Annotated in this window: 23 protein-coding genes; 13 read left to right on the top strand and 10 right to left on the bottom strand. The window is 68.7% G+C overall.

Going from position 1 to position 22,849, the window contains the following annotated elements:
• Nucleotides 1-135: 135 nt before the first annotated feature.
• The 3 genes from ACX114_RS22840 to ACX114_RS22830 all read right to left on the bottom strand — a co-directional run bounded on the left by ACX114_RS22840 (nt 136) and on the right by ACX114_RS22830 (nt 3,826).
• The gene (locus tag ACX114_RS22840; protein ID WP_459287759.1) at nt 136-1,287 is read right to left on the bottom strand and encodes a right-handed parallel beta-helix repeat-containing protein; all 1,152 of its coding nucleotides are present in this window, start codon (nt 1,285-1,287) and stop codon (nt 136-138) included.
• A gap of 144 nt (nt 1,288-1,431) precedes the next feature.
• A complete protein-coding gene (locus ACX114_RS22835; RefSeq protein ID WP_459287757.1) occupies nt 1,432-2,613 on the bottom strand; it encodes a right-handed parallel beta-helix repeat-containing protein in 1,182 nt (393 codons plus the stop codon).
• A 169-nt stretch (nt 2,614-2,782) separates the two neighbouring features.
• Nucleotides 2,783-3,826 (bottom strand): NAD(P)-dependent alcohol dehydrogenase, encoded by a 1,044-nt coding sequence (locus tag ACX114_RS22830; protein WP_459287755.1) that lies wholly within the window; start codon nt 3,824-3,826, stop codon nt 2,783-2,785.
• Nucleotides 3,827-3,976: 150 nt separating this feature from the next.
• Between ACX114_RS22830 and ACX114_RS22825 the strand changes: the two genes are divergently transcribed.
• Nucleotides 3,977-4,882, top strand: coding sequence for a LysR family transcriptional regulator (locus tag ACX114_RS22825; RefSeq protein ID WP_459287753.1), 906 nt, complete (start codon nt 3,977-3,979; stop codon nt 4,880-4,882).
• Between the two features lie 81 nt (nt 4,883-4,963).
• Nucleotides 4,964-5,869, top strand: a complete 906-nt coding sequence (locus ACX114_RS22820) for a LysR family transcriptional regulator (protein WP_459287751.1) — start codon at nt 4,964-4,966, stop codon at nt 5,867-5,869.
• Nucleotides 5,870-5,876: 7 nt separating this feature from the next.
• Here ACX114_RS22820 and ACX114_RS22815 read toward each other — a convergent pair whose 3' ends face one another.
• Nucleotides 5,877-6,866 (bottom strand): aldo/keto reductase, encoded by a 990-nt coding sequence (locus ACX114_RS22815; protein ID WP_459287749.1) that lies wholly within the window; start codon nt 6,864-6,866, stop codon nt 5,877-5,879.
• Between the two features lie 249 nt (nt 6,867-7,115).
• Between ACX114_RS22815 and ACX114_RS22810 the strand changes: the two genes are divergently transcribed.
• On the top strand, nt 7,116-7,397 hold the full coding sequence (locus tag ACX114_RS22810) for a hypothetical protein (protein WP_459287747.1): 282 nt from the start codon (nt 7,116-7,118) through the stop codon (nt 7,395-7,397).
• Between the two features lie 46 nt (nt 7,398-7,443).
• Here the strand turns inward: ACX114_RS22810 and ACX114_RS22805 are convergent, their stop codons facing one another.
• The 3 genes from ACX114_RS22805 to ACX114_RS22795 all read right to left on the bottom strand — a co-directional run bounded on the left by ACX114_RS22805 (nt 7,444) and on the right by ACX114_RS22795 (nt 10,506).
• A complete protein-coding gene (locus ACX114_RS22805; protein ID WP_459287745.1) occupies nt 7,444-8,124 on the bottom strand; it encodes a phosphatase domain-containing protein in 681 nt (226 codons plus the stop codon).
• 79 nt (nt 8,125-8,203) lie between these two features.
• On the bottom strand, nt 8,204-9,655 hold the full coding sequence (locus ACX114_RS22800; protein WP_459287743.1) for a Kelch repeat-containing protein: 1,452 nt from the start codon (nt 9,653-9,655) through the stop codon (nt 8,204-8,206).
• A 230-nt stretch (nt 9,656-9,885) separates the two neighbouring features.
• Complete coding sequence (locus ACX114_RS22795) at nt 9,886-10,506, bottom strand: DUF1877 family protein (RefSeq protein ID WP_459287742.1); 621 nt, start codon at nt 10,504-10,506, stop codon at nt 9,886-9,888.
• Between the two features lie 150 nt (nt 10,507-10,656).
• Here ACX114_RS22795 and ACX114_RS22790 point away from each other — a divergent pair, with 150 nt between their 5' ends.
• Nucleotides 10,657-11,703 (top strand): alpha/beta hydrolase, encoded by a 1,047-nt coding sequence (locus tag ACX114_RS22790; protein ID WP_459287740.1) that lies wholly within the window; start codon nt 10,657-10,659, stop codon nt 11,701-11,703.
• On the opposite strand, the gene ACX114_RS22785 is transcribed toward ACX114_RS22790, so the two are convergent.
• Entirely contained in the window at nt 11,697-12,125 is a 429-nt protein-coding gene (locus ACX114_RS22785) for a DUF4326 domain-containing protein (RefSeq protein ID WP_459287738.1), read from the bottom strand. The genes ACX114_RS22790 and ACX114_RS22785 overlap by 7 nt on opposite strands.
• Before the next feature lie 45 nt (nt 12,126-12,170).
• The gene (locus ACX114_RS22780) at nt 12,171-12,560 is read right to left on the bottom strand and encodes a hypothetical protein (RefSeq protein ID WP_459287736.1); all 390 of its coding nucleotides are present in this window, start codon (nt 12,558-12,560) and stop codon (nt 12,171-12,173) included.
• A gap of 208 nt (nt 12,561-12,768) precedes the next feature.
• On the opposite strand from ACX114_RS22780, the gene ACX114_RS22775 reads away from it, so the two are divergent.
• The 4 genes from ACX114_RS22775 (at nt 12,769) to ACX114_RS22760 (ending at nt 16,652) form a co-directional block, all read left to right on the top strand.
• Nucleotides 12,769-14,034 (top strand): CCA tRNA nucleotidyltransferase, encoded by a 1,266-nt coding sequence (locus ACX114_RS22775; RefSeq protein ID WP_459287734.1) that lies wholly within the window; start codon nt 12,769-12,771, stop codon nt 14,032-14,034.
• A 94-nt stretch (nt 14,035-14,128) separates the two neighbouring features.
• Entirely contained in the window at nt 14,129-15,175 is a 1,047-nt protein-coding gene (mnmA, locus tag ACX114_RS22770; protein WP_459287732.1) for a tRNA 2-thiouridine(34) synthase MnmA, read from the top strand.
• Nucleotides 15,176-15,315: 140 nt separating this feature from the next.
• Nucleotides 15,316-16,260: an SPOR domain-containing protein gene (locus ACX114_RS22765; RefSeq protein WP_459287730.1), complete on the top strand. Its 945-nt coding sequence runs from the start codon at nt 15,316-15,318 to the stop codon at nt 16,258-16,260.
• A gap of 29 nt (nt 16,261-16,289) precedes the next feature.
• A complete protein-coding gene (locus tag ACX114_RS22760; protein WP_014397344.1) occupies nt 16,290-16,652 on the top strand; it encodes a cupin domain-containing protein in 363 nt (120 codons plus the stop codon).
• Nucleotides 16,653-16,723: 71 nt separating this feature from the next.
• Here ACX114_RS22760 and ACX114_RS22755 read toward each other — a convergent pair whose 3' ends face one another.
• A complete protein-coding gene (locus tag ACX114_RS22755; protein ID WP_459287727.1) occupies nt 16,724-17,323 on the bottom strand; it encodes a hypothetical protein in 600 nt (199 codons plus the stop codon).
• Between the two features lie 93 nt (nt 17,324-17,416).
• Here ACX114_RS22755 and ACX114_RS22750 point away from each other — a divergent pair, with 93 nt between their 5' ends.
• The 5 genes from ACX114_RS22750 (at nt 17,417) to lepB (ending at nt 22,844) form a co-directional block, all read left to right on the top strand.
• Entirely contained in the window at nt 17,417-17,599 is a 183-nt protein-coding gene (locus ACX114_RS22750) for a ribbon-helix-helix domain-containing protein (RefSeq protein ID WP_014397342.1), read from the top strand.
• A 44-nt stretch (nt 17,600-17,643) separates the two neighbouring features.
• On the top strand, nt 17,644-18,603 hold the full coding sequence (locus tag ACX114_RS22745; protein ID WP_459300248.1) for a UDP-glucuronic acid decarboxylase family protein: 960 nt from the start codon (nt 17,644-17,646) through the stop codon (nt 18,601-18,603).
• 70 nt (nt 18,604-18,673) lie between these two features.
• A complete protein-coding gene (locus tag ACX114_RS22740; protein ID WP_206793700.1) occupies nt 18,674-19,618 on the top strand; it encodes an NAD-dependent epimerase/dehydratase family protein in 945 nt (314 codons plus the stop codon).
• 162 nt (nt 19,619-19,780) lie between these two features.
• Nucleotides 19,781-21,592 carry a translation elongation factor 4 gene (gene lepA / locus ACX114_RS22735; RefSeq protein WP_459287725.1) on the top strand — a complete coding sequence of 604 codons (1,812 nt, stop codon included), beginning with the start codon at nt 19,781-19,783 and terminating at the stop codon, nt 21,590-21,592.
• 4 nt (nt 21,593-21,596) lie between these two features.
• Nucleotides 21,597-22,844 carry a signal peptidase I gene (lepB, locus tag ACX114_RS22730; protein ID WP_459287723.1) on the top strand — a complete coding sequence of 416 codons (1,248 nt, stop codon included), beginning with the start codon at nt 21,597-21,599 and terminating at the stop codon, nt 22,842-22,844.
• The last annotated feature ends 5 nt before the right edge of the window (nt 22,845-22,849 follow it).

Genomic DNA, 22,849 nt, shown 5'->3' with positions numbered 1-22,849 from the left:
CCAGGGTGGAATGGACGGAGGCCACGCTAGTGAAGGCGCCCGGGTGCGCCTCAAGGCGACCCGGGTGCGTGAAGGTATCTGGAGGTGAATTGTTTCAGCCAGGGCAGCCGGAGTGCGCTGGCGCCGGCTGGGACGTCAGTACATGGCGCAGACGATGCCCACGCAGTCGCCCGCGGTGTTGTTTCGCGCGACGTTTCCGCCACCGTCGAAGGCGGTGGGCGCGTAGATGCCGAAGCCCGTGTTGCCCAGGGCGACGTTGTTGATCACCGTGGGCGTGCTGGGCGGCTCCACCCGAAGTCCATCTCCGCCGTTGCTCAGGAACTGGTTGCCGCGGACGATGCCCGTGAGCGGGACGGTGGCGAGACCGGTGCGGTCCGACAGGGTCAGGCCGCTCGCGTTGTCATGGAAGGTGTTGCCGTCGATGTAGACGGTCCGGGCCCCGACCTGGAGTCCCGTGCCGTTGTGGACGACCAGCGTGTCGAGCATCGACAGCTGGATCGGCTCCCAGGCCGGGTCGGCAGGAGGCGCGAGCGCGGCGTTGTTCGCGATGAGCGTGTTCTCGAACCGCATCTCGCTGCAGACGCGAGCGTCGACGCCGTCGTTGGGGATCGTGCTCACGGCGTCATTCCAGGCGATCGTGCTCGACCTGAAGCGGAACACTCCGTGCCAGCAGTAGGCGGCGACCCCATTGGACGTGAACGTGGAGTCGAGCACGTCGATGCCATGGAAGTCCGCGAACATCGCGATCTCGTTGTGGGTGAAGATGGATGACCGCACGTCGAAGCTTCCCGTGGACGCATCGAACTCGCCGCTCAGCCCTCTGTAACTCCCGCTCACGCGCGAGTCCGTGATGAGGAAGTTCGAGGCGGACGACCGGTTGAAGACGCCAATATCGTTGTCGAGGATCGCGAGCGCATGCAGCCGCAGGTTCAGCACGGGCGCGCCGCTGGTGGTGGTGATGCCGCTGCCGAAGCCCTGGATCGTGCCATTGCGCACCATCCTGCCATTGGCCACCACGATGCCTTGTGAGTCGATATTCGCCGGACCCGTGCGGCGCACGGTGTATCCGCCCAGGTCCAGGACGACGCCCTCGCCCGCGACCTGGAGCGCGAAGGGCGCCGAGCTGGGGCAGTTGAGGTCGCGCGTCAGGCGCGTGTGCTCGGTGAGCGTGTCACCGCACCGGACGGTGGCGCCGCCGGTGAACACGACCGGCACTTCCGCGTCGGAAGGGGTCGTGTCCCGGGCCTGTGCGGAAGTGGCTCCCGTGAGCAGGGTGGTCACAGCCATGGCGACGACGAATCCGCGTGTCTGGTTCATGCAGCCTCCCCGGCCGGCGACGTCCGGCCTTGGGCAGACAGGCTAGTCACGATGCTCCAGATGGCTTCCCCGGCAGCGGGGCAGCACTCCGCCCGGACGGCGACACAGGGATGATCAGAAGGGCGAGCAGACGATGCCCACGCAGTCGCCCGCGGTGTTGTTTCGCGCGACGTTTCCGCCACCGTCGAAGGCGGTGGGCGCGTAGATGCCGAAGCCCGTGTTGTTCAGGGCGAGGTTGTTGATGACCGTTGGCATGCTGGTCGGCTGCACCCGGAGTCCGTCCCCGTCGTTGGACAGGAACTGGTTGCCGCGGACGATTCCCGTGAGCGGGGTGACGGAGAAACCGATGCGGTCGGACAGCGTCAGGCCGCTCGCGTTGTCATGGAAGGTGTTGCCGTCGATGTAGACGGTCTCGGCCGTGGCCCGGAGTCCCGTGCCGTTGTGGACGACCAGCGAGTCGACCATCGAGAAGTTGAGTGGCTCCCAGGCCGGATTGGAGGTCGGCGCGAGCGCGGCGTTGTTCGCGATGAGCGTGTTCTCCAACCGCATTCCGCTGCAGAAGCGGGGGCCGTCGACCTCGTTGGGGATGGTGCCCACGGTGTCGTTCCACGCGAGCGTGCTGGACCTGATGCGGATGAGGCCCTGCCAGCAATAGAAGGCAAGCCCGTTGGCCGTGAACGTGGAGTCGAGCACGTCGATGTCGTGGAAGTCCGCGATCATCGCGAGCTCATTGTGGGTGAAGATGGAGGACCGCACGTCGAAGCTGCCCGTGGCCGCATCGAACTCGCCTCTCAATCCGACTTCGCTCCCGCTCAGGCGCGAGTCCGTGATGAGGAAGTTCGCCCCGGTCGCCCGGTTGTAGACGCCGACGTTGTTGTCGACGAGCGCGAGCGCATGCAGCCGCAGGTTCAGCATGGTCGCGTCAAAGGTGGTGGTGATGCCGCTGGCGAATCCCTGGACCGTGCCATTGCGCACCATCCTGCCATTGGCGACCACGATGCCTTGTGAGGTGAAGTTCGCCGGACCCGTGCGGCGCACGGTGTAGCCGCCCAGGTCCAGGACGATGCCCGGACCGTCAACCTGGAGCGCGAAGGGCGCCGAGCTGGGGCAGTTGAGGTCGCGCGTGAGCCGCGTGTTCTCCGTGAGCGTGTCACCGCACCGGACGGTGGCGCCGCCGGTGAACACGACCGGCGCTTCCGCGTCGGAAGGAACCGTGTCACGGGCCTGGACGTCGGACGCTCCCGTGAGCAACGTGGTCATGGCCATGACCATGGCGAATCCGCGAGTCTGATTCATGCTGCCTCCCCCTGGACCGGAGACGTCCGGTCACAGGCGGAGAGGCTAGACACGGCGCCCACGGCGTCTTCCCTCCCAGGGGTGGCAACACTCCGCTGGCGGGGCGACACCGGCCTGGAGCCGGGAACGGATTTCATCCCTGGCGGCTACGGCGTTGTGAAGTCCCGGGCTACTTCAGCGTCGACGTGTCGATGACGAACCGGTACCGGACGTCCGAGGCGAGCACGCGCTCGTAGGCGTCGTTGATCTTGCTGGCGGGGATGACATCGATGTCCGCGCCGATGTGGTGCTTCGCGCAGAAGTCCAACATCTCCTGCGTCTGCGGGATGCCACCGATGAGCGACCCGGTGAACACGCGGCGGGGCATGATGAGCGAGAACACGTTGAGCGAGAGCGGCTCCGCGGGGGCGCCCACGTTGACCAGGGCGCCGTCCAGGGCCAGCAGGGACAGGTAGGCGTCCACGTCGATCTTCGCGCTCACCGTGTTCACGATGAGGTCGAAGGTGCCCGCGAGCTTCTTGAACGTCTCCGGGTCCTTCGTGGCGAAGTAGTGGTGCGCGCCCAGGCGCAGGCCGTCCTCCTTCTTGCTCAGCGACTGCGACAGGACGGTCACCTCCGCGCCCATCGCGCGAGCGAACTTCACGCCCATGTGCCCCAGGCCGCCCAGGCCCACGATGGCCACCTTCTTGCCGGGGACCGCGCCCCAGCGGCGCAGCGGGGAGTACGTCGTGATGCCCGCGCACAGGAGCGGCGCGGCGGCGTCGAGCGAGATGCCTTCCGGAATCTTGAGGACGAAGTCCTCGGTCACGACGATGTGCGTGGAGTAGCCGCCCTGCGTGAGCTGGCCGTCGCGGCCGGTGGCGCCGTACGTCCCGACCATCCCCCTGAGGCAGTGCTGCTCCTCGCCCTTGCGGCAGGACGCGCAGTCGCCGCAGGAGTCCACCATGCAGCCCACGCCGACGCGGTCGCCGACGGCGTGCTTCTTCACCTCCGCGCCGACGCGGGTGACGATGCCGGCGATCTCATGACCGGGGACGATGGGGTAGGTCGTCTCGCCCCACTCGCCGCGGACGGTGTGGATGTCGGAGTGGCAGATGCCGCAGTACTTGATCTCGATGAGCACGTCGCGCGGGCCCAGCTCCCGGCGCTGGATGGCCAGGGGACCGAGCGGCGACTTCGCGGACGTGGCGGCGTAGGCGTTGGCGGTAGGCATGTGTCTTCTCTCTCCAGGAATCATGGGGGCTGGTGAGCCCCGTTCACGTGGGAAGAGAGATACGCGCCGGCCCCGTGGATGACTACGCGTGGAGGAGCCAATAGGGTGTTAACGCGTGCTTAACAGTGGCTTCGGATACGGTCCTCGCGAATGAATACGGCGCCCTTCACCCAGCTCCAGGTGTTCCTCGCCGTGGCCCGGCTGCGCAGCTTCAGCGGCGCGGCGCGCGAGCTGGGCGTCTCCACGGCCGCGGTGAGCCAGGCGGTGCGGCAACTGGAAGAACAGCTTCGGGTGGTGTTGCTCACGCGCACCACGCGCAGTGTGGCGCTGACGGACGTAGGCCGGCGGCTCGTTGAGGGAGCAGGCCCGGCCGTGGGGCAGACGCTGGCCACGCTCCGCGAGGTGGCCGCGCAGCCCGGAGAGGCCGTGGGCCGGGTCCGGCTGTCGGTGCTGATGGCGGCGGTGCCCTACGTCATCACCCCGGTGGTCCCCATCTTCCGTGCGCGTCACCCGCGGGTGGAGGTGGAGGTCGTCATCGAGGATCGCCTCGTGGACATCGTCGAGGAGGGCTACGACGCGGGCGTGCGCCTGAGCGAGGCCATCCAGCGCGACATGGTGCAGGTGCGGCTCACGGAGGCCTTCCGCTTCGTGGTGGTGGGGTCGCCCGGCTACCTCGCGCGCCACGGAACGCCCCAGCGCCCCGAGGACCTGCTGAAGCACGAGTGCATCACCTTCCGTTCACAGACGACCGGAACGCTCTACCCGTGGGAACTGGAGCGCGGGCGCAAGAACTGGCGCGTGCCGGTGCGCGGCGGGGTCGTCACCAATGACATCCATCTGCCCGCGACCCTGGCGGAGCAGGGCGTGGGGCTGGCATATGCCTTCGAGCCGGCCGTGGAGGAACGGCTGCGCACCGGGAAGCTCGTGCGGGTGCTGGAGGCCTACGCGCCCACCGTGCCCGGCTTCTTCCTGTACTACCCCAGCCGTGCGCAGCGCTCGGTGCCGCTGCGCCTCTTCGCCGAGGCGGCCCGGGAGCTGGCGGCGAAGGCCGTGTGAGCGGGCAGGGTGACTCCTCATCGGGAAGGCCCTAGCCTCGCGGCGCGTGCTGAACAGTGAAGCCCAAGAGGGTCCTCGCGAATGAACACGGCACCCTTCACGCAGCTCCAGGTGTTCCTCGTCGTAGCGCGCCTGAGCAGCTTCAGCGGCGCCGCGCGCGAGCTGGGCGTCTCCACGGCGGCCGTGAGCCATTCGGTGCGGCAGCTGGAGGAGCAGCTGCGCGTGGTACTGCTCACGCGCACCACGCGCAGTGTGGCGCTGACGGACGCGGGCCGGCGGCTCGTGGAGACCGCGGGCCCCGCGATGGGACAGGCGATCGCCGCGCTCGGGGAGGTGGCCGCGCAGCCGGGCGAGACGGTGGGGCGGGTCCGGCTGTCCGTGCCTCGGGCGGCGGTGCCGTACATCATCACCCCGGTGGTCCCCACCTTCCGCGCGCGTCATCCACGCGTCGAAGTGGAGGTCGTCATCGAGGAGCGCTTCGTGGATATCGTGGCGGAGGGCTACGACGCGGGCGTGCGGCTGAGCGAAGCCATCGAGCGCGACATGGTCCAGGTGCGCCTGACGGAGGAGTTCCGCTTCGTGGTGGTGGGCGCTCCCAGCTATCTGGAGCGCCACGGGACGCCCCAGCGCCCGGAGGACCTGCTGAAGCATGAGTGCATCACATTCCGCATGCGCTCCACCGGGGCGCTCTACGCCTGGGAGCTGGAGCGGGGCCGCAGGAACTGGCGCGTGCCGGTGCGCGGGGGCGTGGTCAGCAGTGACAATCACCTGACCCTGGACCTGGCGGAGCAGGGCCTGGGGCTGGCGTACGCCATGGAGCCCGCGGTGGCGGAGCGGCTGCGCACCGGCAAGCTCGTGCGGGTGTTGGAGGCCTACGCACCCACCGTGCCCGGCTTCTTCCTCTACTACCCCAGCCGTGCACAGCGCTCGGCGCCGCTGCGACTCTTCGTCGAAGCGGCGCGCGAGCTGGCGCGGAAGGCCCTGTGACAGCGGATCAGCGGCCGGTCAGCTTCTCCAGGGCCTCGGGATAGCGGGCTCCCTGCGCCGTGAGCTTCGCGGCGGCCTCCGTGAGCTCGCGAAGCTCGTCCGCGGTCAGCTCCACCCGGGCCGCGCCCAGGTTCTCCGCCAGCCGGTGCGGCTTCGTGGTTCCCGGGATGGGCACCATCCACGGCTTCTGTGCCAGGACCCAGGCGAGCGCGAGCTGCGCCGGCGTCACCTTCTTCCGGGCCGCGACGCTGTTCAGCAGATCGACGAAGACCTGGTTCGCCGTGCGCGCCTCGGGCGTGAAGCGCGGAAGGATGTTGCGGAAGTCGTTCTTGTCGAGCTGGGACGCGTCAGGCAGCTTGCCCGTCAGGAAGCCCTTGCCCAGGGGGCTGAACGGCACGAACCCGATGCCCAGCTCCTCGAGGGTCGGGAGGATCTCCTTCTCCGGCTCACGCCACCACAGGGAGTACTCGCTCTGGAGGGCGGTGACCGGCTGGACCGCGTGCGCGCGGCGGATCGTCTTCGCGCCCGCTTCAGACAGGCCGAAGTGCCGGACCTTGCCTGCCTGGATGAGCTCCTTGACCGCGCCCGCGACGTCCTCGATGGGCACGTCCGGGTCCACGCGGTGCTGGTAGAACAGGTCGATGACGTCGGTCTTGAGCCGCTTGAGGGAGGCCTCGGCGACCTGCTTGATGTGCTCGGGCCGGCTGTCCAGGCCCTCCTGCTTCCCGTCGGCGCTCAGCTTGAAGCCGAACTTCGTGGCGATGACCACCTGCCCGCGAACCGGGGCGAGCGCCTCACCGACGAGCGCTTCGTTGGTCCAGGGGCCGTAGACCTCGGCGGTGTCGAAGAAGGTGACGCCCTGGTCCACGGCCGACCGGATGAGGGCGATCATCTCCGCCTTGTCCGCGGGCGGGCCGTAGCCATGGCTCATGCCCATGCAGCCAAGCCCGATGGCCGAGACCTCCAGGTTGCTGTTTCCGAGTTTGCGCTTCTGCATCGTGTTCTCTCCCGTGTGCTTTCGCCTTGCGAAGAGAGATACGGCCCGGCGCCGCTGGGGACTAGACCGGGGGAGACCAACAGGCTGTTAAACGCAGCTTGAAAATGGAGGCGCCCCAGGGGATGGGCTGAATGTTCAGCCGGAGACAGTCCTGGCGTGCAAGTCTGTCATTGCCTTTCGTGGCTGGCATCTGCTGACGGGCGTGCCTGCCTTTCGCGCGGGCACATTTCCCTCACAACAGGAATGTCGATGAACGCGCTGAGGAAGTCCCTGATGGCCGTGTCCGCCGTCCTCGCCGTGGCCCCCGCCGCCGCGTTTGCCTATCCGCCGCAGTGCGATGAGGTCTGCTTCGATTACTGCCTCGACGTTTGTTACGAGGGGACCTACCGCACCAGTTGTGAGGCGGCGGGATGGTGCTCCGCGTTCACGCATTCCGAGGAGACCGCGTCCGTCTCCACGGAGCAGTCCCAGCAGTCCGAGGACACCGCGCCGGTCTGCGACGCGGAGCAACTCCAGTCCGTCGAGAGCTGAGCGGCCCTGAGCACCCGCGGGGCCTGCCGTGCCCGGGCCTCGCGGTTCAGGGCGGGGAGCGGAGTGCCGCCGACAACGCGTCGAGCGCACGCTCCTGCGAGTCGGAGAGCCGCACCGCGGGCCGCGCCTGGCGCACCCGCGCGAGTGCCGTCTTCGCGTCCGGCGCGTCGCCCCGGGCCACGAGGAGCGCGGCGGCGATCATCCCCGTGCGCCCATGTCCCTGCGCGCAGTGGACGTACAGGGAGCCGGGCAGGGCGGCCAGCTCGCGAAGGACCGGAGCCACCTGCTCCACGGGCAACGTCGATGCGTCCAGGATGGGCAGGGACACGTACCGGCAGGCGCCACGGATGGCCTCCGGTTCGATGAACTCGGAGGTCAGGTCGAGCACGGCGGTGACACCCGGAGGCAGCTCACCGGGGAGCAGCCTGCGCCCCACCAGGACCCCCGGCACCACTTCGTCAAAGACACGCTCGCGCGAGGACCGCCGCGCCAGATGCCAGGTGCCCCACGTGAGCAGCAGGTAGGGCAGGAGCGCGATCAACGCCCACGGCTGCATCCGTCCGTCGGGTTGCTTCCCGAAGGCCCCCGCGCCCACTCCGGCATAGGCGAGCGCCACGATGGCGAAGCTCAACGCGGGCCACAGCAGCAGCCAGCCCACGCCCTGGAGCCGCTGCGCCAGGAAGGTGAGGAGTGCCGCCGCGGTGGTGAAGACGAACGTGTACTTCATGCACGGCGCAGCCTAGCCGCTTCCCTTGGGGGAAGGCCGGGTGGCCTCCACACGGCGGAGGCCGACCCGGGAGCGACGGCTACTGGCTCACGACGCAGCCCGGCTGCGCGATGACGCACCAGGAATTGGCCTCGCTGACGCAGATGCTGTCCCAGGCCGTGGTGCAGCAGTACGGGTCGCGGTTGCACACCGAATACGTGCAGGAGTTGCAGTCCTTGTTCAGCGACGAGCCCGTCGTACAGACGTTGTGGGTGCAGGCAGCGGCGGTACAGACGTTGCTGCTGGAGCAGACCTGCCCGGCGCCACAGGTGCCGCAGGCGAGGGTGCCACCACAGCCGTCGGAGATGGTCCCGCAGGTCTTGCCCTGGGCCGCGCACGTCGTCGGCGTGCAGGCGGCGGTGCAGACGTTGCTGGTGGAGCAGACCTGCCCGGCGCCGCAGGTGCCGCAGGCGAGGGTGCCACCACAGCCGTCGGGAATGGTCCCGCAGGTCTTGCCCTGGGCCGCGCATGTCGTCGGGGTGCAGGTGGCGGAGGCGTCGAAGACCTCGATGCTCGCCAGCGCCTGCATGTTGCCCTGGGCGTTGTAGGTCGTCCCTCCGAGGAACAGGACGCGGCCGTTCGGCAGCGCGACCGTGGGGTGGTCCACGCGGGACTGCGTCAGTGTTCCCACCGTGCTCCAGGTGCTGGTGGCGGGGGAGAACAGCTCGACCTGCATCGTGTTGTAGGAGCCACCGGCCATCAGGATGGTGCCATCCGGCCGCGTCACCGACGGCGCGGAGAAGTGCTGGACGGCCGTGGCGCCGGTGTTCGTCCAGGTGTTGGTGGCCGGGTCATACAACTCCGCCGCCGTGACGTAGCCCGTCACCAGCACCTTGCCGCTGGCGAGCAACTGCAGGGTGTGGCCATTGCGGCCCGTGTTCATCGACGCGACGGTGGCCCACGTCCCGGTGGAGGGGGTCCAGAGCTCCGCATGGTTGCTGGAGGACGTCATGCCATTGCTGCCGCCCGCCACGAGCACGCGACCGTCCGCGAGCAGCACCGCGGCATGACTCATCATCCCGGAGTTGAGCGAGCCCGTGGCCGCCCAGGTATTCGTGGACGGCGTATACACATAGGACGAGGTGACGATGCTCACGCCGCCCGCCACCAGCACGCGCCCGTCCGCCAGCAGCGTGGCGCTGTGGCCGTAGCTGATGCGGGGCAGGGGAGCGGCGGCGCTCCAGGTGTTCGTGACGGGGTCATAGCGCTCGACGGACGAGAGCACGCTCGAGTTGATGCCGCCCACGACCAGCACGGTGCCGTCCTGCAACCGCGTGGCGGTGTGATAGCGGCGCGCGGTGAGCATCGGCGGACCGCTGACGGAGGTGGCCGTCGCCGGGTCATACAGCTCCGTCGAGGTGTAAGAGCCAGACGGCGTTCCACCGCCCGCGACCAGCACCTTGCCGTTGGCGAGGAGCGTGGCGGTGTGCTGGTAGCGCGCGGACAACATCGAACCACCGGACACGACGATCGCGGACGACTGGGAGGACACGACGTCCTCCCCGGGTAACTCGCTCTCGGGACTGCACGCGAGACACAACAAGAGGGGAACGACGGCCAGGGACATCCAAGAAGAAGTGCGCATGTGGGCTCCCAGGAAATGGGGCCGCGACCATGTCACGCGGTGTCTGGTTTTCTTTCATGAAACATGAACACAAAACGGGTGTCTCAAGATACCCGGACTTGTCTCAGGGGGCGGGAAAAGCCGGTCCTGAGCTGGAATCAGTCCACGCGGACGAGGACGCCGTCGCCATGTTTCGCGGCCGTGACGTAGAAGGCTCGGAAGCGCTCGAAACGTTCGATGAGCCACTGCCAGGCTTCATCGATGCCCTCCTCTCGCGGGCACTTGTAGACGGCTGCCCTGCTCAGGCTGTCGAAGGTGAAGTGTTCGCGAAGGCCGTCGAACCGGACGGCCTCCAGCCACCGGGCAATCCGCTCCACCGTCTCCGGCCGCGTGTAGCGCAGGGGCACGCCCTGACCCGCGACCACGTGCGGGGCGATCTCCGCCTCGCCACGGATCGCGATGCCGGCCAGCGAGTCGTCCTCGGCTCCCGGGTCGTTCCGGCGGAGGTCGGAGAGGACGAAGTGCAGGTGATCCCACCTCCGGCCCAGGTCCACCTGCTGCGTCGCCAGGTCGGGGCGGGTGCGCAGCATGTCTCGCACGGCCTCCAGGAGCAGGAGCTCGTCGGAGTCCGGACCGCCCGGGGCAAGGGTCTCCTCGCGCGGGTCCTGGAACAATCGGGGGACGGACGACAGCCATCCGCCCACGCCGATGTTCCGCCTCGCCAGTTCCAGCAGCGGGGAGTCGCCGGGAAGGGCCTGGAAGGTCGCATCAAGTCCCATGGACCCGTCCTAGCAGCTGCGCCGCCTTCGTTTCAGCGGGCCCGTGCGACTTCGATACCCAGACGGCGACCCATCGAACAAGCCCACCGTGTGCCTGCGTCTCCCACTCCTGGCGTGCGTGGCCATCCTCGGCCCAGGAGGAGAGACGCCATGCCCACCGACACGAAGCAGCCTTCCGACTCCGGCTTGGATCCCCACGCCCGTGCCTTCCTGGAGCAGTTGAAGAAGGCGGGCGGGCCCGCGCTCGAAACCCTGCCGCCCTCCGAGGCGCGCGGCGTGCTCCGGAGCGTGCAGGCGGGAAAGACCGCGAAGAAGCCGGCTCGCATCGAGGACCGCTCCCTGCCGGTGGGTCCTGACGGTCAGGTCTCCGTCCGCATCGTCCGGCCCGCGGATGTGTCGGAGAAGCTCCCGGTGGTGCTCTATCTCCACGGCGGCGGCTGGGTGCTGGGCGACAAGGACACGCATGACCGGCTGATCCGCGAACTGGCCGTGGGCACGCGGTGCGCGGTCGTGTTCGTCAACTACACGCCCGCTCCGGAAGGGCAGTACCCCGCGCAGCTCGAACAGGCCTACGCCGCGCTCCAGTGGGTCGCGAAGAACGGCGGCGAGGCGGACCTGGATGGACAGCGGATCGCCGTGGTGGGGGACAGCGCGGGCGGGAACCTGGCGGCGGCGCTCACGCTGGTGGCGAAGGAGCGCGGCGGTCCGCGCATCCTGCAGCAGGTGCTGTTCTATCCCGTCATGGATGCCCGCTTCGATACGGGTTCCTACGCGCGCTACGCGGACGGCTACTTCCTCACCCGCGGCGGCATGCAGTGGTTCTGGGACAACTACGCCCCGGACTCCTCCGTCCGCACGGAGCCCACCGTCAGCCCGCTGCGCGCGACCGACGTGCAGCTGCGAGGTCTGCCGCCCGCGCTGATCCTCAACGGCGAATGCGACGTGCTTCGCGACGAAGGCCAGGCCTACGCGCGCAGGTTGGTGGACGCGGGCGTCCCCGCGCTGGCCCTCCAGTACGAGGGGATGATCCACGACTTCGTGATGCTGGATCCGCTGGCGGACTCACTCGCCGCGCGCAACGCCATCGCCCAGGCCTGCCTGACGCTGTCGGAGGTCCTGGGCACGCGGAAGCAGGGGGAAGCGGCGCTCACGTCCCAGCCCGCGCAGGTCCGCGAGCGGGAGAGCGCGCGTCACTGACCAGGCCCTGAGTCCAGCCACGCGGCCAGCACGTCCGCGTGGCACGGGCCCGGCTTGCACCAGCAGCCCAATCGCTTGCCGCGCAAGCTCTTCACATCCCGCAGGAAGTCCGGGTCGTGCTTCGTGCGCAGCTCCAGGTACCAGCGGAAGGATTCGAACGCGTCCGGGCCGGGCGCCATGCGCCGCTGGGCCTCGTCGCGGATCCGCTGGGCTTCGTCCGCGGGCAGCTTCGCCAGCCACGGCTCGAAGTATGTGCGGATCATCGCCTTCCAGGTCTTCACGCCCCCGGGCTTGAACGGGTTGCCGAAGCGGCCGGGCACGGGGTTGAGCGGCCCGGGCTTCGCCCAGGCGCGGAAGGCACGGCCCACGTACACCTCACAGGCGTCGTGGACGTGCACCGCGGTGGTTCGGGATTCGGACATGGCGGGTGCATCGTTAACAGATGCACCCGCCGCGTGCCGCGAGGGTCACCAGGGATCGATGCTCTGCTTCTCGTGCGGCGTCTGCGTGTACGTGGACTTGAACACCGAGCCCGCCGCGTTGAGCACCGAGCCGAGGGCCTCCACGCCCGCCTGCCTGTAGTCGCCCTTCTGGAAGTTGTCGAAGGCGTCCCGGGCGAAGCCCACGACCTCGCGCTGATGCGCGTTGATCTCACTGCGCTCCCCGCTCTCCACCTTCTTGACGTTGTCGATGATGCTGTCCCGGGACCGGTCGGAGATGCGGAAGTTGTTCTTGTCCAGGAACAGGTTCATGCCGCTGACCTGCTGTCCGTAGACGCTCTTCGCGCCGTCCGACACCGAGTCGATCTGCTGACGGGAGGGGAAGCGGAACGTGTGGCTGCCGGGGACCTTGAACATGGTTTGCCTCGCTCGGGTCGGCGGCCCGTTGGCCCCGCCCGCGGTAGGTGATGCGTTTGAAATGATTGTCGGTCCCTGTGGGCTGAGGTTTCCCAAAAACACACGTATACGTCATCTGTCGTATGCCTGCCTTCATGCGGGCATCGCAGTGGCGAGGCCCGCCGGAAGACGGCAACGTACGCGCCCGCCTCCTCCCACCCCTGCGGACATGATCGCCAACCTCCACGACGCCGACATTCCGAAGCCCGTGCTCGAAGTCATCACCCGCCTGCGCGAGCTGGGCCACCCCACCTACCTGGTGGGCGGCTGCGTGCGGGACATGGTGCGCAAGGTCCACCCGAAGGACTTCGACGTCGCCACCAGCGCGCTGCCGGAGGAGGTCCAGCGCGCCTTCCGCAAGGTCATCCCCACCGGCATCCAGCACGGCACCGTCACCGTCGTCACCGGCGGCAACCACGTGGAGGTGACGACGTTCCGTTCGGAAGGGGACTATCTGGATGGCCGGCGCCCCAGCTCCGTGTCCTTCGAGCGGGACATCGTGAAGGACCTGTCGCGGCGCGACTTCACCATCAACGCCATGGCGTACAACCCGCTCGACCGCGAGCTGGTGGATCCCTTCGGGGGCCAGGTGGACCTGCCCGCGAGGCTGATCCGCTGCGTGGGCTCCGCGTTGGAGCGCTTCTCCGAGGACGGCCTGCGCCCCCTGCGCGCCGTGCGCTTCGCCGCCGTGCTGGGCTTCACGCTGGACCCCGACACCCGCGACGCCATCCCCGCGACCCTGGCCGTGTTCCGCAAGGTCGCGCTGGAGCGCGTGCGCGAGGAGCTGCTCAAGCTGCTGCTGTCCCCGCGCGCGGAGATGGGGCTGCACCTGTTGGCGGACACGGGGCTGATGGCCGTCTTCCTGCCGGAGGTGGCCCAGGCGGACCCGGAGACCGCGCGGCTGGCCCGCGCCGCCGTGCAGGCCGCGCCGCTGGACGCGGACCTGCGCGTGGCCACGCTGCTTTCGGACATCGACACCGCGACGCAGGCCCGGGAGCTGTGTCTGCGTTTGAAGTTCCCCAACAAGTCCGCGGACCTCATCGGCCTGCTCGTGGAGCACGCGAAGCTGGAGACGCGCGTGGACGACGCGGACCCCGCGCTGCGCCGGCTGCTCGCCCGCGTGGGCCTGGCGAACCTGCCCGCGCTCCTCTCCGTGGCGAAGGCCCGCGTCCAGGTCCGGGCCCCGGAGCGGCTGCCCGCGGTGGAGGCGCTGGCCGGAAGGCTGGAGGCGCTGGCCGCCGCGAAGCCCCCGCTGTCCGCGAAGGAGCTGGCGCTCACCGGGGGCGACATCATGAAGACGCTGGGCATCGGCCCCTCGCCGAAGGTGGGCGAGGCGACCCGGTACCTTGTCGAATCCGTGCTCGACGACCCGTCGCTGAACACCGCGGACGCGCTCCGCGCCCTGCTCACGGCCTGGGCGGCGCGCGGTTCATGACACGGGGGCCTCCTCCCGGCCGGAGGGCAGGGGAGGGGGCCTGGAGCGCCTCCGGCCGTGCGTCGCGGCCTGGGGGCGTGTAGGAAGGAGCCCCATGCGAGTCGTCGTTGCGATGAGTGGCGGAGTGGATTCCTCGGCCGCCGCCGCCCTGCTCAAGGAGCAGGGCCACGAGGTCATCGGCATCACCCTGCGCGTCTGGTCCTACGAGGGCGCCGCGAAGTGCGGCAGCTGCTGCAGTCCGGACGACATCGACGACGCCCGCGCGGTGGCCCAGACCCTGGGCATCCCGTTCTACGTGGCCAACGCCGAGGAGATCTTCCAGGACCGGGTCGTCAACCCGTTCGTCCAGTCGTACCTGGGCGGCAAGACGCCCATCCCTTGCGTGAGCTGCAACCGCGACGTGAAGTTCAACTTCCTCCTCAAGCGCGCGCGTGCCCTGGGCGCCCGGCTCGCCACGGGCCACTACGCCCAGGTGGAGGAGGTGGACGGCCGCTTCCACCTGCGCCGCGCCGTGGACGCCGCCAAGGACCAGAGCTACTTCCTCTTCACCCTGGGCCAGGAGGAGCTGAAGGACGTGCTCTTCCCCGTGGGCCACCTCACCAAGGCGGAGGTGCGCGCCGTCGCCGAGCGCCACAACCTGCCCACCACCCACAAGCCGGAGAGCATGGAGATCTGCTTCGTGCCCGACGGCGACTACGCCGGGTTCGTGGAGAAGGTCGCCGGCCCCCAGCCCTCCGGAGAGGTCGTGGATCCGGATGGCAAGGTGCTGGGCACGCACAACGGCATCCACCGCTTCACCGTGGGGCAGCGCAAGGGGCTCAACCTGGGCGGTGGTGAGGTGCGCTACGTGCAGCGCCTGGAGCCGGAGACGAACCGCGTCGTCGTGGGCCCCGCGGAGGGTACCGGCCGCGCGCAGTTCGGCCTGCTCCAGCCGCACTGGGTGGACGGGCCGCCGCCGCCGGAACAGGCCGTGGAGGTCCGGATCCGTCACCGCCATGCGGGCGCGGCGGGGCGGATCCACATCTCGCAGCACGGGCTGGTGTCCGTGAAGCTCGACGAGCCCGCGCGCGCCGTCACGCCGGGCCAGGCCGCGGTCGTCTACGACAGGGATCGCGTGCTCGGCGGCGGGTGGATCGTCTGATCCGACCTGACGTGTCCCGCGCCGGTGTTGCGCAGCCTCCGCGAATTTGACCCGCCTGGGGGTGGGGCGTAGCTTGCGCGCACGCTGTCGCTACAGGCCGTTACACGGGCCGTGAGCGCGCGATCGAGGTCTGCCCCGCCATGCGTGACGCCCACCGGATGAAGGAGAAGTTCGACGTCTCGCTGGACAACCGGCAGATCGTCAGCCTGTTGATCGCCGGCATCGTCGTGATGGGCGCCGTGTTCGTGCTGGGCGTGGTGGTGGGCAAGAAGCTCGCGAGCGACGCGCAGACGGCCGAAGCCCCGGACCTGCTCTCCGCGCTGGACGCCAACGCGCAGGTCCTCAACGACGCGCGCCAGGATCCGCCGCTCACCTTCCCGGATGAGCTCACCCGCAAGACGGGCTCGGAGCCCCTGCCGCCGCTGCCCAAGGCCGCCGCGAAGCCGGAGGCCCCCAAGGTCGCCGCGAAGCCCGAGTCGAAGCCGGAGCCCAAGCCCGCGGAGGCCCCCAAGGCCGCCGCGAAGCCCACCCTGGTCCCCACGCCGGACCCCGACACGGGCGAGCTGCCCGCGATGGACGCCGCCGAGGAGGACGCCATCGCCAACGGCAAGCCGTTCGCGAAGCCGGAGTCCAAGCCCGAGCCGAAGCCCGAGGAGCCCGCCAAGGTCGCCGCCGCCAGGCCGGAGCCGAAGCCCGAGCCCAAGGTCGTGGAGCCGGTGAAGGGAAAGGTAGAGGAGACGCCGGTCGCCACCCGCACCGCCGCGCGTGACGGGGGCATGAAGGAGGCCATCGCCCGGGCCCAGGCGCTGCCCGCGGAGCCGCCGCGTCCGTCGGAGGCCGTGAAGGGTGGGGCGTTCACGCTCCAGCTCTCCGCCTTCCAGAGCCGCCAGGACGCCGACCGTTTCGCCGCGCGGTTGCGCGACAAGGGCTATGCCCCCTATATCCTGGCGGCGGAGGTGCCTGGAAAGGGCACCTGGTACCGCGTCCGGATGGGCAGCTTCGCCAGCAAGGAAGCCGCGGGTCGGTACCTGACGGACTTCAAGCGCGAGACCCAGCTCGACGCGTACGTGGCCGGCACGAACTAGCGCTGCTGGGCAAGGAAGAGACGAAGCAAATGACGACGACGAAGCGGGTGGAGAAGCCCTGGGGGCACGAGCTCATCTGGGCCCACACGGAGCGCTACGTGGGCAAGCTCCTGCACGTGAAGGCCGGCCACAAGCTGAGCCTCCAGTTCCACAACGTGAAGGACGAGACCATCCACGTCCAGAGCGGCAAGCTCCTCTTCGTCGTGGACGAGGGCCAGGGCCTCATCGAGAAGGAGATGAACCCCGGTGAGAGCTACCACATCAAGCCGCTGACGAAGCACCGGATGGTCGCCATCACCGACTGCGACATCCTCGAGGTCAGCACCCCCGAGCTGAACGACGTCGTGCGCCTGGAGGACTCCTACGGGCGCACGGGCACCAGCGCTCCGTAGTCCTTCGCCGCACGGCCCGCTGGCGCGCCCCCTCGAGGTGCGCCGGCCGGGCCTTCGACGTCACTCCGGCCTCACTCCTTCGACTTCGCCGCCGGGCTCGGATTGCGGGTCCACTGGTCCACGGTGCCGTCGCCGTCCAGGTCCTCGCCAATGCGATCCACCTGGCCGTTCTCCCAGTACTCCCAGTAGTCCACCCGGCCGTCGTGGTTCGCGTCGCGCTCCTTCCGCACGAGCGTGTCGTTCTCGTAGTACAGCCACGAGTCCGCGCGGCCATCGCCGTTCAGGTCCCGCTCGCCCTGGGTGCGCTTGCCCTCGGTGTAGTGGTACGTGGCGTCCACCTTGCCGTCGTAGTCCAGGTCCATCACCTCGCGGACCTTCGCGCCCTGCGGATCCAGGTACTGGGTGACGTCCACGCGGCCGTCCCAGTTCAGGTCCAGCTCCTTGCGCGTCAGCACGTCCTTGAGCCGGTACTCCCAGACGTCCGTGCGGCCGTCGCCGTTGGCGTCCAGCTCCGTGACCGTTTCCCCCGGGTCCTGCTTCCCCCGGATGCCCTCCGCCTCGGGACGCTTGCGCGCTGCGTCAGGGGTCTCCGCGGCCTTCTGGGAGGCGCAGCCCGCGAGCGCGCCCGCCGCCAGGAAGCCCAGGAAAATCAAACGGTTGCTAGAAGCCAAGGTGCCTCCCGAGCAGGTGGGGCGCCATGTTCGCGCCGCTTCACTTCCGTGCTTTCGCAGGCCACGTCATTCCATATATTTTCACGTATCGCCATGGCCCGAAAGAAAGTCAGCACCACCATCTACATCACTCCGGAGCAGAACGAACTGCTCAAGGCGCTGAACCAGAAGACCAAGGTGCCCGTGGCCGAATACATCCGGCAGGGCATCGACCTGGTCCTGGAGAAGTACAAGGCGCAGCTGCCGGGCCAGGCGACCTTCGACGAACTGTCCTGACCTTCGACGAACTCTCCTGACGAACGAGGCGTGACGTGACGAGCATGCGTGGCAAGCGGGCGGTGGTGCTGGGTGGGGCCGGATTCGTGGGCTCGCACCTGTGTGAGCGGCTGCTGGATGACGGCGCGGAGTCCGTCCTCGCGGTGGACAACCTCATCACCGGGAACGAAGCGAACGTCCGGACGCTCAAGCCGCGCGCGGGCTTCCAGTTCGTGAAGCAGGACATCACGGAAGGGCTGGAGGTGGACGGGCCGGTGGACTTCGTCCTCAACCTGGCCTCGCCCGCGTCGCCCATCGACTACGCGAACCTCCCTATCGAGACGCTGCGCGTGGGCTCCATTGGCACGGAGAACGCGCTGAAGCTGGCGGAGAAGAAGAAGGCTGTGTTCCTCATGGCCTCCACGTCGGAAGTGTACGGCGACCCGCTGGTGCATCCCCAGAAGGAGGATTACTGGGGCAACGTGAATCCCATCGGGCCCCGCTCGGTGTACGACGAGGCCAAGCGCTACTCGGAGGCCATCAGCGCCGCGTACGAGCGCAGCCGGGGCGTGAACGTCCGCATCGTGCGCATCTTCAACACCTACGGCCCGCGCATGCGCCTCAACGACGGCCGCGTGGTGCCCGCCTTCGTGGGCCAGGCGCTCAAGGGCGAGGACTTCAGCGTCTTCGGTGACGGCAGCCAGACGCGCTCGTTCTGCTACGTGAAGGACCTGGTGGACGGCCTGGTGCGGCTGGTGCTGTCGGACGTCCGGGACCCGGTCAACATCGGCAACCCGCGCGAGATGACCATCAAGCAGTTCGCCGAGGCCGTGCGCGAGGCGGCCGGTGGGGGTAGGCAGATCGTCTACCACCCGCTGCCCAAGGATGATCCGAAGCAGCGTCAGCCGGACATCACCCGCGCGCGCACGCTCTTGGGGTGGGAGCCCAAGGTGAAGCTGGAAGATGGTTTGCGGGACACCATCGCCTACTTCCGTGAGGTTGCCGCTCGTCCCTCTGGGACTTAGGTTGGCCGCGCGCGAGTGAACGCGAGGTAGACGGCCCGGGCCCGTGGCGGCCGGGCCTGGGGAGAACGGCGTGAAAGTCCTGGTAACGGGCGGCGCGGGCTTCATCGGCTCGCACGTGTGCGATGAGTTCCTCCGCAATGGCCATGAGGTCATCGCGTTGGACAACCTGTCGAGCGGCAAGAGGGAGAACCTGGATCCGCGCGTGCGGCTGGCGGTGCACGACATCCGGAGCCCGGAAGCCGCGGAGCTCATCCGCACGGAGAAGCCCCAGGTGCTCTGTCACCTGGCCGCCCAGATGGACGTGCGCCGCAGCGTGGAGGACCCCGGCTTCGACGCGGACGTGAACATCCGCGGCATGACGAACCTGCTGGAGGCCGCGCGCCAGTCCGGCGTGAAGAAGGTCATCTTCAGCTCCACCGGCGGCGCCATCTACGGCGAGCAGGACTACTTCCCGGCCCGGGAGGACCACCCCCAGCGGCCGGTGTCGCCCTACGGCGTCTCCAAGGCGGCGGGCGAGCTGTACCTGGGCTACTACCGCGCGCAGTACGGCCTGCCGTACGTCGCCCTGCGGTACGCCAACGTGTACGGCCCGCGTCAGAACCCGCACGGCGAGGCGGGCGTGGTGGCCATCTTCAGCCAGCGCGTCATCGCGGGGCAGGGCTGCACCATCTTCGGCGAGGGCAAGCAGACGCGTGACTTCGTCTTCGGTCCGGACGTGGCCCGCGCCAACTACCTGGCCTTCCAGAGCGACTACGTGGGCGCCGCGAACATCGGCACCGGCGTGGAGACGGACATCAACCGCCTCTATGAGCTCATCGCGCAGGCCGGCGGCAGCTCGCTGAAGGCCGCGCACGCGCCGGGCAAGCCGGGCGAGCAGCTGCGCTCGTGCATCGACGCGTCGCACGCGAAGAAGGTGCTGGGCTGGGAGCCGTCCGTGCAACTGGCGGAGGGCCTGCGCCACACGCTCCAGTTCTTCCGCGACCAGGCCGCCGGGCCCGTCCGCGCCCGGGGTTGAAGTCCCGTCCGTTGCATCGCCGTGTCCCCCCGGCCTGGAGTCGGGGGGAATGCGGGGCGTCAGGCGGGTGGAGTGCCCGGCGGGCAGGTGTGCGCCGGTCGTGGATTTTCAGGCGGTTCGGTGTTACCTACGCCCGCTTCGCGACCGACGAGCGCCCTGACCATGCCGGCTGAAAACGCGCACATCCGCAACTTCTGCATCATCGCCCACATCGACCATGGGAAGTCGACGCTGGCCGACCGCCTCCTGGAGAAGACAGGCACGCTGACCAAGCGTGAGGCGCAGGCCCAGTTCCTCGACAACATGGACATCGAGCGAGAGCGGGGCATCACCATCAAGGCCCAGTCCGTGCGGATGACGTACACCGCGAAGGACGGCCAGAACTACGTCCTCAACCTCATCGACACGCCGGGACACGTGGACTTCGCCTACGAGGTGAGCCGCAGCCTCGCCGCGTGCGAGGGCGCGCTGCTCGTCGTGGACGCGACGCAGGGCGTGGAGGCGCAGACGCTCGCCAACGTCTACATGGCGCTGGACCACAACCTGGAGATCATCCCGGTCATCAACAAGATCGACCTGCCCTCCGCGGACGTGGACCGCACGCGCGGGGAGATTGAAGACGTCATCGGCATCGACGCGTCCGTGGCGGTGCCGGCCTCCGCGAAGGAGGACCTGGGCATCCACGACATCCTGGAGTCGGTGGTGAAGCGCGTGCCGCCGCCTCAGGGTTCGCCGGCCGCGCCGCTCAAGGCGCTCATCTTCGACTCCTGGTACGACAACTACCGGGGCGTGGTGACGCTGGTGCGAGTGCTGGAAGGCACGCTGAAGCTGAAGCAGAAGATCAAGATGTTCAGCAACAACAAGGTCTTCGAGGTGCAGGAGCTGGGCGTGTTCAGCCCGTTCTCGCGCCCCGTGCAGCAGCTCATGGCGGGCGAGGTGGGTGTCCTCGTCGCCAACGTGAAGGAGCTGCAGGACGCGAAGGTCGGCGACACCGTGACGGAGGAGGCGCGCCCCACGGAGACGGCCTTCCCCGGCTTCAAGGAAGTGAAGCCGATGGTGTTCTCCGGCATCTTCCCGGTGGACTCCGCGGACTACGAGAACCTGCGCGACGCGCTGGCGAAGCTGACGCTGAACGACTCCGCTTTCACCTACGAGCCGGAGTCGTCCACGGCGCTCGGGTTCGGCTTCCGCTGCGGCTACCTGGGCCTGCTCCACATGGAGATCGTCCAGGAGCGCCTGGAGCGCGAGTACAACCTCAATCTCATCACCACGGCGCCGTCGGTGGTCTACCGCATCACCACCAGCAAGGGTGAGACGATGCTGGTGGACAACCCGGCGAAGCTGCCGCCCACGCAGAACATCGAGAAGTTCGAGGAGCCCATCCTCACCTGTCACATCCACGTGCCCAACGAGCACCTGGGCGCCATCCTGAAGCTGTGCCAGGACCGGCGTGGCGTGCAGAAGGACATGAAGTACCTGGGCTCCAGCGGCACCCGCGTGCAGGTGACGTACGAGATGCCCATGGCGGAAGTCGTCTTCGACTTCTTCGACCGGCTGAAGAGCGTGTCGCGCGGCTACGCGAGCCTGGACTACGAGCTGTCCTCCTACCAGGAGTCGGACCTGGCGAAGCTGGACATCCTCATCAACGGGGAGCCGGTGGACGCGCTGTCCGTCATCGTGCACCGCGAGCGCGCGTACCTGCGCGGCCGCGAGGTCTGCGAGAAGCTCAAGGAAGTGATTCCCAAGCAGATGTACGAGGTGGCCATCCAGGCCGCCATCGGCGCGAAGATCATCTCCCGCGAGACGATCTCCGCCATGCGCAAGAACGTCCTTGCCAAGTGCTACGGCGGCGACATCAGCCGCAAGCGCAAGCTCCTGGAGAAGCAGAAGGAGGGCAAGAAGCGCATGAAGCAGGTGGGCACGGTGGAGATTCCGCAGGAAGCCTTCCTCGCGGTCCTCAAGACGGAGCAGTAGCCCCATGAGCACGGCCAGTCCTTCCATGAAGCTGGGAGCGGCCATGGCCGCGCGCCGCACCCCGGAGCAGCTCAAGGCCCGCCGTCAGCTGATGTGGCGCGAGCTGCTCACCAGCCTCTGGGCCCCGCTGTGCGGTGTGGGCCTGGCGTTCATCCCGTACGTCACGCTGATTGAGATGGCGCCCGGGACCGCGTCCTGGGCCCAGCCCCTGATGAAGGGCTTCGGCCTGCTGATGGTCGTGGCCTTCCTCGGGCTGCTGGTGTGGCGCAACGCCTCCAAGAAGGAATCGCTGCTGCGCACGCTGCGCCACGAGGCGCACGAGCTCATCTCCGAGGACGAGCGCATCCTGGCGCGCCTGGGCACGAAGGTGCCCCCGGCCGCGGCGGAGCGCATCACCGAGCAGGCCCTGCGCGTGGAGAACGCGTCCGTGGCGGGCAACCCGGAGCTGCTGCGCACGGAGACGCAGGCGCTGGAGAAGCTCACCCAGGAGCACCTGGGCGCGTACCGCAAGCAGTCCGTGTGGGACTTCCTGGGCGGCTTCGGCAAGGCGCTGCTCATCGCGGTGATCATCCGCACGGTGCTCATCGAGCCGTACCGCATCCCGTCCGGCTCCATGCTGCCCACGCTGCAGATTGGCGATCAGGTCTTCGTCAACAAGTTCATCTACGGGGTGCGCATCCCGTACACGAACTATGTCCCGTTCCGCATCGTGCGGGAGCCGAAGCGCGGGGACGTCATCGTCTTCAACAACCCCGTGGACGAGTCCAAGGACTTCATCAAGCGCGTCATCGGCATCCCCGGCGACACGGTGGAGATCGTCGACGGGGTGGTGCGGATCAACGGCGAGCCGCAGCCGCGCACGCTGGTGACGCCGGACTTCGTGGTGCACAACCAGGACGACATGACGGGCCGCTGGTTCGACCAGGAAGAGGTGCTCTACCGGGAGACCCTGGGCGACGTGGTGCACTCGTCGCTCCAGCACCCCATGCGCCTGCCGGGCCGCGAGCACGAGGGCCCCTACACGGTGCCCGCGAACAGCGTCTTCGTGATGGGCGACAACCGGGACAACAGCGCGGACAGCCGCTACAACCTGGGCGGCCCGGGCGGCGCCGAGGTCGCCTACGTGCCGTACGGCCACATCAAGGGCAAGGCCATGGTCGTCTGGCTGTCGCTCGGTTGGGGCGGCCTGCTGGGCAACCTGTTTGGCGGCACGGGCCTGCGGGTCGACCGCTTCTTCGAACCGGTGCGCTGACGGAC

Source organism: Corallococcus sp. M7, from assembly GCF_054512695.1.
The sequence above is the reverse complement of the archived record's forward strand: the minus strand, read 5'-3'. Positions and strand labels throughout refer to the sequence as shown.